Annotated in this window: 7 protein-coding genes; all 7 read left to right on the top strand. The window is 42.6% G+C overall.

Going from position 1 to position 13116, the window contains the following annotated elements; all coding sequences use genetic code 11:
• The first annotated feature begins 19 nt into the window (after positions 1 to 19).
• The 7 genes from B3E92_RS14065 to B3E92_RS14035 all read left to right on the top strand — a co-directional run bounded on the left by B3E92_RS14065 (position 20) and on the right by B3E92_RS14035 (position 13110).
• Entirely contained in the window at positions 20 to 1777 is a 1758-nt protein-coding gene (locus tag B3E92_RS14065; RefSeq protein WP_286897286.1) for a RagB/SusD family nutrient uptake outer membrane protein, read from the top strand.
• Between the two features lie 29 nt (positions 1778 to 1806).
• Complete coding sequence (locus tag B3E92_RS14060) at positions 1807 to 4449, top strand: alpha-L-fucosidase (RefSeq protein ID WP_286897285.1); 2643 nt, start codon at positions 1807 to 1809, stop codon at positions 4447 to 4449.
• A gap of 29 nt (positions 4450 to 4478) precedes the next feature.
• A complete protein-coding gene (locus B3E92_RS14055) occupies positions 4479 to 5444 on the top strand; it encodes an SGNH/GDSL hydrolase family protein (RefSeq protein ID WP_286897283.1) in 966 nt (321 codons plus the stop codon).
• 56 nt (positions 5445 to 5500) lie between these two features.
• Positions 5501 to 7339, top strand: a complete 1839-nt coding sequence (locus B3E92_RS14050; protein WP_286897281.1) for an alpha-L-fucosidase — start codon at positions 5501 to 5503, stop codon at positions 7337 to 7339.
• A gap of 109 nt (positions 7340 to 7448) precedes the next feature.
• The gene (locus B3E92_RS14045) at positions 7449 to 8732 is read left to right on the top strand and encodes a Gfo/Idh/MocA family protein (RefSeq protein WP_286897279.1); all 1284 of its coding nucleotides are present in this window, start codon (positions 7449 to 7451) and stop codon (positions 8730 to 8732) included.
• A 586-nt stretch (positions 8733 to 9318) separates the two neighbouring features.
• A complete protein-coding gene (locus B3E92_RS14040) occupies positions 9319 to 10329 on the top strand; it encodes a LacI family DNA-binding transcriptional regulator (protein ID WP_112374276.1) in 1011 nt (336 codons plus the stop codon).
• Positions 10330 to 10524: 195 nt separating this feature from the next.
• Positions 10525 to 13110 carry an alpha-amylase family glycosyl hydrolase gene (locus tag B3E92_RS14035; protein WP_286897277.1) on the top strand — a complete coding sequence of 862 codons (2586 nt, stop codon included), beginning with the start codon at positions 10525 to 10527 and terminating at the stop codon, positions 13108 to 13110.
• The last annotated feature ends 6 nt before the right edge of the window (positions 13111 to 13116 follow it).

Genomic DNA, 13116 nt, shown 5'->3' with positions numbered 1-13116 from the left:
AATGAACACCATGAAAAAGATGAAAAAATTTCTAGCGATTGTATTGCTAACAGGTATAGTAGGGTGCAAAAAAGATCTTTTGGATACCTCTCCATATTCATCGGTTTCCACGGCAACGATGTGGACAACCGACAATTTAACAGATTTGGGCGTTGCGGGAATCTATAGTTCGTTTAGGCTCCTGATGGGGCATAGTGGACTGATCTCACCCTATGAACTGTATCAGTTTGATCGGTTTTCCTATACGGGGCAGGCACGTTTTGATGAACCCTTATTGACGGGAACCATTACCGCGGGAGACCCCTTATTTTTGAACGTTTGGAAAATTCAATACGAAGGTATTCAGCGTGCAAACGACGCCTTAAAGAATATTCCCATAAAATCACCGTCGACAGCAGAAAAGAAAGCAAAATATATTGCGGAAGCTAAATTTCTGCGCGCTTATTTTTACTTTCGACTTAACCAACTCTACAAAGGAGTACCCATTTATCTCGAGCCCTTTACAGCGGCGGAGGCCATTAAAGGACGTAGTTCGGAAGAGGAGGTTTGGAATCAAATATTGGCTGACCTGAACGATTGTATTGCTGAAAGCAATTTCCCCGATCGTTATCCCGCGGGTAATGCAAATTATGGACATGCAACTAAAGCGGCAGCCTATGCCTTACGGGGTAAAGTTTATCTTTATCGAAAGGATTGGGCAAAAGCAGCGGCTGATTTTCAAAAAGTAAAAGATGCTGGCCACACCCTGTTCGGCGATTATAAAGCTTTGTTTAAGGAGGCCAATGAGCAGTGTCCTGAGATGATTTTTTCCATTCAGCATCGCAGTGAACAGGGATATGGGAATAATATGCAGCTATTTTGCGGTTGGCCCTCGGTCTATTCGCGAGGCTGGAATTACTATATGCCTTCACCACACTTGGTTGATCTATACGAAAATAACGATGGCTCTAAGTTTGAATGGGATAAAATTATTCCAGGATACAGCAGTTTAACCGAAAATGAAAGGGAGGTCTTTTTTCTACGTAACAACTTGACAGATGCGGAGAAGGCAGCTGCGGTATTAAGAGGTGCAAAAATGAGCCTTTATCTGCCCCAAGGCAATGAGGAGCGCATCAAAAAGGCCTATGAAAATCGCGATCCCCGTTTGCAGGCCAATGTCGTGACGCCTTATTCGACTTTTAGGGGTGCCTATAATTTTACGAATGTTGAAAGTCTTCAATTTATGCGCTGGCCATTTCGTGGGCAGGCACAGGTAGACGGCGATATTCAGAGTGATACGCAGATCAATTTCTTCTATTTCTATCGAAAATTTGTTGCTGAAGGAGTCAACGAGCTTGTGGATCGTAATTATGGACCTATCGATTTTCCGATTTTTCGCTATGCTGATGTTTTATTGATGTGGGCCGAGGCCTTGAATGAAGATGGTAAACTGAATGAGGCCATTGCTAAAGTCAACGAAGTACGACAAAGGGCAGGTGTTGCACTGTTAAATTCAAATGCAGCAACCACTGTTGGCGGAAAAGAAGATTTACGTACACGCATTCGGAATGAACGTCGTGTGGAGTTCCCGAATGAGGGGATTAATTACTTTGACGAGTTACGATGGAGAACCTGGAAAGAGACGGTATTTCAAGCAGGCAATGGACGTAAGCAGGTCTGGGGGACAAATGTTGGAAACTATAGCTATAAAGGTGATTTCTTAACGGTATGGCCTATTCCGACTTCAGAAATACAGATGAATGTGAATCTGGTGCAAAACCCGGGTTGGATCGATTAGTTTTTTATGAGTATAAAATGAACCTAAACATGATTTTTTTTAGATATAGCTTATACTTTATTTATTTTTTGACCTTTTTTTATCCTTTTCTCCTACGTGCGGATACAAGCGATATCGTAAAAAAGGGATTTGATTTGGCCGAACGACAGTATGCATTGCTGTATCAAGATCATAAAGATCTGAGTAAGTATCCACGATCGGCAGATCATAATGGAAAAACAACGTTTACTGATATCCGGGATTGGACTGGTGGCTTTTGGCCGGGCTGTCTTTGGTATGTTTTTGAGTATACAGGCGATGATCAATGGCGGGACGCTGCATTAAAATGGACGAATTCATTACGTCAAAATCAATTTAATACGCATCACCACGATATTGGTTTCGTAATGAACTGCAGTTATGGCAATGCCTATCGGTTGACGGGTGACACCACCTTCAAATCGATCTTGATCCAGAGTGCCAAATCTTTATTGACACGTTTCAATCCAAAGGTTGGAGCGATCAAGTCTTGGAATACATTTTCTTCTTGGGACGGTAAGCATAAATATGAATTCCCAGTCATTATCGACAATATGATGAATTTGGAACTTCTTTTTTTGGCTTCCAAATTATCTGGCAATTCTGTTTATCGGAATGCCGCTATTCGACATGCAGAAACGACGTTGAAAAATCAATACCGACCGGATTACAGTTCTTACCATGTGGTTACCTATGATCCCAATACGGGTGCTGTATTGAGCAGGGAGACTGCTCAGGGCTTTTCGGACAATTCCGCCTGGGCGAGAGGGCAAGCTTGGGGATTGTATGGATTTGTTGTGATGTACCGTGAAACGAAGGATCCTAAGTTTTTACAGGCTGCTCTAAAAATGGCAGACTTTTATGCACGGCACCCGCGCTTGCCTGATGATGGAGTTCCCTTGTGGGACTTTGATGTCGATCAAGCGGGGTTTATTCCAAACTGGGACTATCGAAAAGAAGATTTTGGCACTACCCCGCGGGATGCATCCGCTGCTGCTGTCACTGCATCGGCACTTTTGGAATTGGTTGAATATATGGAGCCGGGACAACAGCAGGATTATTTGGATCTGGCTGAAAAGATTTTGCGATCATTGGGCTCGCCAAAGTACGCTAGTGAAGTTGGAGGGAATGGTCTGTTTATTTTAAAACATAGTGTGGGCAGTATTCCACATAAAGGAGAAATTGATGTGCCTTTGGTGTATGCAGACTATTATTATTTAGAAGCCTTGACGCGATGGAACAAGCGAAGACATCGACTTGCACAGCTAATGAAGAAATGGCAGGAGATGAATAAACAGAAAGCACGGGCACTCCAAGACTTTCAGCAACAAAAGTTTGGTCTATTTATCCATTGGGGACTGTATGCGATCCCAGCAGGTATATGGAATGGTCAGAGAATAGAAGATTTAGGGAGTCCTAGTGTCGCCGAATGGATTCAATTGGTCGCAAAAATTCCACGGTCAACCTATGCCAAATTAGCAAACCAATTTTCGCCTCAATCTTTTGATGCCGATAACATTGTTAAAATGGCCAAGGATGCCGGGATGAAATATCTTGTTGTGACAAGTAAACATCACGATGGATTTGCGCTATATGGTTCAAAGGTCAGTTCATTCAATAGCATACAGGCTACACCCTTTAAACGCGATATCATTCAGGAACTGTATGATGCCTGTCTTCGGCATAAACTCGATTTTGGTGTCTATTATTCACAGAATATCGATTGGAGGGATGGTAGCGACGCGCAATATAAGGTAACGAAGGCACAGCATGATCTTGCCCATACCAAAACCGATGCTTTTGGTGCCAATCTTTGGGATCCCAGTAAAAATTCCTTTGCTTCGTATCTCAACGAAAAAGCAATTCCTCAGGTAAAGGAAATTTTGACGCGGTTCAAACAGCTGAAATATATCTGGTTTGATATGCCGGGACTGATGACTGCAGAACAAAGCTTTCGGTTCTATAAAACCGTTTATGATTGCAATCCACATGTTATTGTCTCAGAACGGATTGGCAATGGCATGGGCGATTATGCCATTCCAGGAGATAATCGGATTCCAGATCCTTCGGAACATTTTAACCAACCTTGGGAAGCCATCGGGACATTCAATCATTCCTGGGGCTATAAATCCTACGATCATGATTGGAAAAATGTAGACGAATTGCGCTATTGGCTTTTGGAAATTGTCAGTAAAGGTGGTAACTATATGCTCAATATTGGACCCGATGCGCAGGGGAATGTCCCTGTGCCGGTAAAGAAAAATCTTGCTATATTAGGGAAATGGTTGCGACTCAATGGTGAAGCGATTTATGGGACATCCCCATGGACCACTGCACATGAGGGGCCTACAGCAATTCGGATAACGGATACCGAACAACGGGAGAGAGAAGGATTTAAGGCATCTTTTACCGCTTCGGATTTTTGGTTTACCCAAAAGAATGATTTTGTATATGCGATGGCTCTTGTAGTACCTAAGGGTGGAATCGTCAATGTAAAGTCCCTGAACCAAAGTAAGGCTAAAGTGAAATCAGTGGAAATCTTAGGGTTTGGTCAGGTCGATTTCCAGCAGGATGACCATGGATTGCAATTGAAATTACCCAAGAAGATAGAAAACAACAGCTTGGGCTATGCGCTAAAAATAAAACTAGGCTAATTCGAATATTGACTGTATCAATTATAACGATGTTGAATCAATTATTAACTACAAAAAAAATGCGTGCTTTGTCGCTGCTCTTCTGCTTAAGTTTATGGTATATACAAGCTGTTGGGCAAAAACAGGTAAATCAGTTTGCCTGGAAGGAAGGACAGAAAATTCTTTTTCTGGGAAATAGCATTACCTATGCCGGGCAATATGTCGCCATGACCGAAAGTTTGTTCCTGAGCAGTCATCCGAAAAAGAAACCCCAGTTTATTAACTCAGGGCTACCAAGTGAGACCGTATCTGGACTTAGTGAGCCGAATCACGCCGATGGAAAGTTTCCGCGACCTTGTCTATTTGACCGTTTGGATAATGTACTCGATAAAATCAATCCTGAGGTTGTCTTCGTCTGTTATGGCATGAATGACGGTATTTACCTACCATTTGATTCGGCTCGTTTTGAAGCCTATAAAAACGGAATTATACACCTGCAAAAACGACTTGCAGATCAAGGTGTCAAACGTATCATATGGATGACTCCACCGGTGCATGATGATCCACAGCTTCGGCTCAATGGGTATAATACCGTATTGGATCGCTATGCCCAATGGCTTATCAGCTATGCCAAAAAGCAATCCTGGGAAATCATTGACCTCCATTTCCCCATGCGTCGATATTTGGAGACCGGCATCAAGAAAGATCCTCAGTTTAGGCTAGCGGCAGATGGTGTTCATCCTGGCGAGTTGGGCCACTGGCTCATAGCAAGGGAAATTGTTAAACACCTGATGCCTAATTTCCCGATCGAAAGCACATGGGATGATAATTTGCGCGATAAACCAAAACTTCGCCAGTTATATACCCTTGTTTTGAAAAGACAGACGATCATGAAAGACACATGGTTGACTTTTACAGGCCATAAACGACCCGGACTATCAAAAGGAATTCCATTGGAGGATGCGCGAAAGACTTATGATACCATGCAGGAGGAAATAAACAACTTGGGTTTCTGATGCCCACTGTTTAATGATTCTAATCCATGAACTTTTATGTATAAAACTATATTACGATGAAAATCAATTTTTTAAAGTGGAAGTGTGCAGCAGCAATGGGAATGTTGCTATGCATGACCGATGTTGCTAATTCACAGACCAAATCATTACCCTATGAAGGCGTAGCTGGCTGGCAGGAGACACAAGATAAACGCATGGAATGGTTTAAAGAAGCTCGTTTTGGGTTATTTATCCATTGGGGATTGTATAGTGCAGCGGGAGGTTCTTTTGAAGGAAAAAAATACCCACAGCATTATGCAGAATGGATACAAACTTGGGGGAAAATTCCCAGTAAGCAGTATGCTGAAGTGCTGAAACCAAAATTTACATTGCGTTCTTTCGATCCAAAATCCTGGGCTCACCTTGCAAAAAAAACGGGAATGAAGTATATGGTGCTGACCTCCCGACACCACGAAGGCTTTAGCTTATTCAATAGCCAACAGCCTTACGCAGTTAAAAACGATGTAACAGGTACGGCAAATTTATCGCCAAAAGGGAGAGATCTTTACCGCGAAATTATGGAAGCTTTCCGCCAGGAGGGAATGAAAGTAGGCGCCTATTATTCGCTGCTGGATTGGCAGCATCCCGATTCCTATGAGGCTTTTCAGTTAAACCCGAATATTGATAATCATCAACCTGAGCATGAACGGTATAAGGCCTATCTCTACGGCCAAATTAAGGAACTTGCCCAAAATTACGGGCGATTGGATATGCTGTGGCCCGATTTCAGTAGCAAACAGCAGGAGGGTGAAGCCTGGGGAACCAAACATATTTTAACAGACCTGATCAAATGGCAACCCAACATTATTATCAATAATCGATTTTGGAATGGACTCGAAAATAAAAACGGTGATATTGGAACGCCTGAAAAATATATTCCACCAACAGGCTTGCCTGGTATGTATTGGGAGGTAAGCCATACCATGAATGAAAGTTACGGTTATAGCGCCCATGATCAAAATTGGAAAAGCTTCCCCAAGATCATGCAATTATTTGTGGAAACAGTAAGTAAGGGCGGCAATTTCCTGTTAAATGTTGGACCCGATGGTGATGGCGGCATTCCTGAACCTGCGGTGCGTATTATGGAGCAGATCGGGGACTGGATGAAGATCAATAGCGAAGCTATTTACGGGACTACGGCGAGCCCTTTCCAAGCGTTGGATTGGGGTTATTGTACGCAAAAAAATGGGAAGCTCTATCTGCATGTTTTTGACCGTCCAGCTGATGGGAAAATAAATCTACCAATCAAAAATAAAGTGACGGCTGTCTATGCCCTGGCTTCACCGAAAATGAAGTTAAAATCTACGCTGGAAAATGGTAGACCAGCAATTCCTGTTGATGTCTTTGACAACAACAAAGGACCTAAGGTTATCGTGGTGGAGATCCAAGGAAAACCAATTGTTGAGGAAAGCCTAACACAAACACAGGCGGATGGTCGCATCGTGATGAACACAAATAATGCAAAACTGCAGGAAGGAAAGGGACTGAAAATTATTGGCGCACATACCCATGATCCAAATCGCCCGAATGCCATAGGTCAATGGAAGGATCTTGCCGATCAAGTAATTTGGGATATTAAAATTCAGAAACCGGGTAAATACCGAGTACTCATCAATTATCTACCTAATCCTAAACATCAGGGCAAAATTTTGCTAACCGCTCTTGGACAAAAGATTCCTTTCGCCTTTATAAATGAAAATGGAACTGCATTTAAGGAAGCGGTCATGGGAACAATAGAAGTATCACAGCAAGTGATCGGAGAGCCAAGTACAAAAGTGCTGCTGCAGGCTACGGCAATTGATGGCGATGCATTACCTGAGATTGCGTCAATTACACTGGTTCCGGTTCAAGAATAAACTATTTTTGAGAAAGCCTAGACAAATCATCCATACATAAACCATTTTGCCGCCGAGGACCGAATAAGTGTCTATAAAGACGAGCAGAAAAATAAACTATCAGTAAAAAATGAAAAGAAGAGAATTTATAGCCAAGGGGATTGTATCCTCTTTGGCTTTCACAATTGTCCCGCGCGTTGTGTTAGGCGGAAATGGATTTCTTGCACCAAGTGATCGTATCAATCTTGGATTTATCGGTGTCGGAAAACAATCCTATACTTTGATGAACGGTCTCAATCGCTGCAAGGAAATCGCAAGTCTGGCGGCCTGCGATGTGGACCGTAAGAAGTTGGTCGCATTTATTGCTGCGACAGGGAAAAAGCAAACGGAATTGTCAAAAGCACAGACTGAGATCAAGGCCTATCACCATTATCGCGAACTATTGGATCGGAAAGATATTGATGCTGTTGTTATTGCAACACCAGATCACTGGCATGCACAGGTTGCTGTTGATGCAGCTAAAGCCGGCAAAGATATTTATTGTGAGAAACCCCTGGCGCTTACCATTGCCGAGGGGAGAGCAATGGTCGATGCAACCCACAAATATAAACGTGTCTTTCAGACAGGTAGCATGCAGCGTTCTTCCTATAATTTTAGACAAGCCGCAGAACTGGTGCTCAATGGCTATATCGGCAAAATAAAAGAAATTAATGTGTCTGTGGGCGAACCGGTCAAACAATGCGACCTACCAGCTATGCCAGCACCGGATTATTTGGATTGGGATATGTGGGTAGGACCTTCACCTTACCGCGGTTATAACCCGATTTTAAGCCCACCGCTTGAGGATGATAAATGGGCTTGGTGGCGTGGTTACCGTGATTTCGGCGGTGGTTATATTACCGATTGGGGAGCACATATGTTTGATATTGTGCAATGGGCGTTGGGCATGGACGAATCTGGCCCGGTGCAATTCAATCCACCTAAAGCAGCAAATAGCAATAGCGGGCTTTCCTTTAACTATGCCAATGGAGTTCGGGTAAACCATGTGCAATGGGGCGTACATAACGCGATTCAATTTATTGGTGAAAAAGGTAAGATTGAAGTAAGCCGCGAATTTATCCGTTCGAATCCCGAGAATTTGGCCAATCTTAAATTGAGCTCCACAGATCGTCGCCTGTATTACAGTGATAATCACTATCAGGATTGGGTAGACGCGATCAAAAAAAGAAGTAAGCCGATCTGTGATGTTGAAATAGGCCATCGGACGAGCTCTGTTTGCAATGCCATCAACATAGCGTATGAACTTCAAAAGGATTTAAAATGGAATCCACAAAAGGAACAGTTCGACAATGATTATGCTAACCTCATGCGTAGCCGCCCTTATCGCGGAGAATGGGATTTTAGAAAGTTCTAATCAAGAAAATGGTCGACTAATGATAAAAACAGGCTTAGCATATTTGCTAAGCCTGTTTTGTTTATAGATCAATATTTCTACAACAATGTAGACTTGTATTACCCTGTCTTGGGCGGTAACATCTGCTAAGCACCTTTTCACAATTTTTTAATAAATAGGGAGGAAAGATTCGTACCTGCTTCGTACCTTATTCGGATGGGATACAGATATTGTACAGGTGCTGAACAGATATTGTCCAGACTCTGAACAGGAATTATCTGGTCAACTTTCGATAAATAGTCGTAGCAAGATTCTCCACAGCCGAAGGTGATACGAACACAATACGAAGACAGTATTAGCGCTATAGACACAAAAGGCCATGTAAAACAACTTTTTATGCTAACGGAAAGCTGATGAAAGCAAGCATATTGGAATGATCATTTACACGATTTGATCACTAAATCGCTTTTCTTATCTGGAGATAAAAAAAACATGGCCCGCTGATTTAAAACAAAGGGAACAAAAAGAAAATTTGCTATTCTGGATAGATAATTGCTTTATTTGTATCCAACAATTATTACATTCGAACAGCAAAGGGAATCTTGATATGTCGCAATTAACAATAGTAGATCTGGCCAAAAAACTCGGCTTGTCAAAATCGACCGTTTCCCGTGCATTTCGGGATAACGAGGATATTAATCCGGCGACAAAAGCCCGTATTTTGGCCATGGCCGAAGAAATCGGTTTTTCGCCGAATGTCTATGCGAGTAGTCTGAAAGCGAATAAAAGTCTGACGATTGCGATTATTATTCCCGAATTTGGTAATAAATTTTTCTCGCAGGCCATCAAAGGAATCGAGGCAGTGGCACGCTCTAAGGGCTATCATACCTTGATTTACGTGACGGATCATCAGGTACAAAATGAAGCTTCCATCGTGCGCTCGCTGGCTAATGGACGAGTGGATGGCGTGATCATTTCGGCTTCGGGTGAGGGAAAAGACCATTCGCATTTGCAGCTGTTGGCGGAAAGGGGAATACCGGTCATGTTCTTTGACCGTGCATACGACGATTGGAAGGGGGGATATATTACAGGGAATGACTTTGATTCGGCTTACCAGGCTACGAAGCACTTGATTGATAATGCCTGTAAACGGATTGCTTACCTCGCCATCAATCCTCATGTTTCGATTGGTAAGGTGCGTAAAGACGGGTATGAAAAAGCTTTGCGGGAGGCGGGAATACCGATTAGGCCCGAGCTTATTTTGGATACCGTCAATGATGCCGATCAGAATATGAAAGATATCGCCAGCTTGATCGAAAAGGAAAAACCCGATGCCATTTTTGCTTCAGTAGAACGTCTCGCTATTTCGAGTATACGGGTCGCCAAGCAGCTCGCAATTCGTATTCCTGAAGACCTCAAAATCATTTGTTTTTCTTGTTTGGATATCGCCGATCTGATCGACCCAGCACTGAGCGTAGTGAAACAACCTGCCTACGAAATGGGCCAATTGGTAACAAAATACCTGTTAGATAAAATGGATGATCCAACAAATGATAAGTTTGCTAATTCGGTTTACCTTGATTCCCAGCTTATTTTTCAAAAATCCAGCCTCAAATAAGAAAAAAAATATTTGTTTTTTGTAATCCCATTATTTAGCTTTGATTACTTTCGGGAACATTCCCGAGAGTATTTAAATAATCAATTTGTATAAAATATTGGATAGGGAAATCCAGCAAATCGCAACAGGCGATTTCTTTTTACCTTGATTTCGGGAACGTTCCCAATTTCAGATTCCAAGTAAAGCTAATTATCGATGGGGAAGCATATCTCTCGTTTAATAGGGTATCTCTGGGTGATTGTCCTATTATCATCATGTGCAAATAAGAAAGATATCGTGGATATCGAGCAACCACCTGTTATTGAACAGCAGGGGACTGGTTTGGTGAATCTTTCTGCTCCATTTATCTTTTGGGATAAGGAAATCACCTTGCAATTTGATCTTTCGAAAGGAAATGCAGCGTTAAAAGGTAGCACCACCGACCTGTATCTACACGCGGGGTTGATTCCTGTCCATGGGGGGAGCTGGCAGCATGTAGCGACAGACTGGTCAAAGAATGACAACGCTTATAAACTTAAATTTGTTTCTGCTGGTTTATATACATTTACATTTACGCCTTCCAAATTCTTTAATCTGTCAAATGCTTTGGAATTTGGTCAGTTGGCACTTTTAGTGCGCAATGGTGATGGATCGCTCGTCCAACGAAATAAAAATAATTCAGATTTATTTCTGCCTTTCGTGGCGAGTAACATGCAAGCAATTCGTTTTGTGTCGCCTAAGCTGCAACCCACAGATCCAATGACCACTGAGCAGATGTACACCGTTGGCGATAACCTGAAGCTAAAATTACAGGCAACGCAGTCCGGAAAAATCAGTGTCTGGGACAATGGTATATTGCTGGCTGAATCTTCTGCTGCACTGTCTTTAGAAAAATCTGTTAGTCTACAAAGCAACGGCCTTCATGAGCTCGAAGCCCGCTTGGAAGCTGATGGCAAGGTATATTCCAGTAAAGTGGAGCTATTTGTAGAATCAAAAGCTACCATTGCTGCCCTCCCGATAGGTATCAATCCAAACGGAACAACCATAAACAGGGAAAAAGGGGAGGTCAGTTTTGCGCTCACAGCACCACTGAAAAAAAGTGTATATCTGTTAGGTGGTTTTAACAACTATAAAGCATTACCAGCCTATGCGATGAGCCAGACTCCAGATGGCAAAACCTGGTGGGTAACGGTATCGAATCTGGATTTCTCCAAAAAACAGACTTATCAGTTTTTGGTGGATGGCCAATTGGCTATCGCTGATCCCTATGCTGAACTGATTCTTGATCCGCAGAATGATGCTGCACTTGGGCTTACAGCAGCGGCTGTACCCGCTTATCCCGCAGCTGCGCATGGTATTGTCGGCGTATTGGATCTTTCCACAAAGGCTTATACCTGGAAAACAACTGCTTTTAATAGACCTGCTCAAGGTGATTTGGTGATCTATGAACTGTTGGTCCGCGATTTTGTCAAACAGCATCAATATACTACACTCAAGGATTCTTTGTCTTATTTAAAAAGGCTGGGTGTAAATGCCGTTGAGCTAATGCCTGTACAGGAATCGGAAGGGAATTCGACTTGGGGATACAATCCTTCATTCCACCGGGCATTGGATAAATATTACGGCTTGAAAAATGACCTGAAAGCCTATGTCGATGCCTGTCACGAAAATGGTATTGCCGTGATTTTGGACGTTGTTTTTAATCACGCATTTGGTCAGTCGCCGCTTGTACAGCTTTATATGGAGCAGGGCAACGTCGCTGGCAATAGTCCTTGGTTCAATACGGTTGCCAAGCATCCGTTTAATGTTGGATTCGACTTTAACCACGAAAGTAGTTATACACAGACTTTTGTTAAAGATGTCTTGACCTATTGGATGCAAGAATACAAGATCGATGGCTTCCGCTTTGACTTGTCTAAAGGTTTTACCCAGAAAAATTCAGGCACTTCAGAAAGTGATTTAAGCGCTTGGAATGCCTATGATGCTTCCCGTGTGGCGATCTTAAAGCAATACCAGCAGCATATTCGGAGTATAGATCCTTCTTGTTATATCATTCTCGAGCATCTTGGCGGTGATCAGGAAGAAATGGAGCTGGCGCAATCGGGTATGTTGCTCTGGAATAATATGAATCATGTCTTCAACGAAGCGGCGATGGGATGGAATGCCAATAATGACTCGGATCTCGGTCGTTTGTTTGCCTCAAATCATGGGATGGTGCAACCTTCTTTTGTGTCCTATATGGAAAGTCACGACGAACAGAGACTCTTGTTCAAGTGCCTCAATTATGGAAATTCATCCGGTAACTATAATATCAAGAATCTCGGTACAGCATTAAAACGCTTGGAACAAGCGGCGGTATTTTTATTGACTTCGCCTGGACCTAAGATGATCTGGCAGTTTGGTGAATATGGCTATGATGTGTCTATCGATGAAAATGGACGGACAGGTGAAAAACCATTATTATGGAGTTATCTGCAGCAAGATGATCGTAAAAAACTCTTTGAGACCTATGCGAAACTCACCCGTTTCAAAACCAAAAATAGCATTTTCCAAAACGGGACGATTGTTACATCGGCTATGAAAGATGCCGTTAAATATTTCGTGCTGGAAAAGGATGGACAACAAATAGGGGTACTTGGCAATTTTGGAGTAGAAAGTGTGGAATTTACATTGCCACAAGCACTGCAGGGACAGTGGGTGGACAATTTTACGGGAAAAGAGCTCAACTGGCTCAGTCAGTCAAAATTGAGCCTTTTGCCTGGACAATACCAATTGATAAGCAAAACAAAACTAAATAAATAAACAGTT

This window comes from Sphingobacterium sp. UBA6317 (assembly GCF_002440385.1).
Classification (GTDB): Bacteria; Bacteroidota; Bacteroidia; order Sphingobacteriales; family Sphingobacteriaceae; genus Sphingobacterium; species Sphingobacterium multivorum.
Note: the sequence above shows the minus strand (reverse complement) of the source record. Positions and strands in the feature narration are given on the sequence as shown.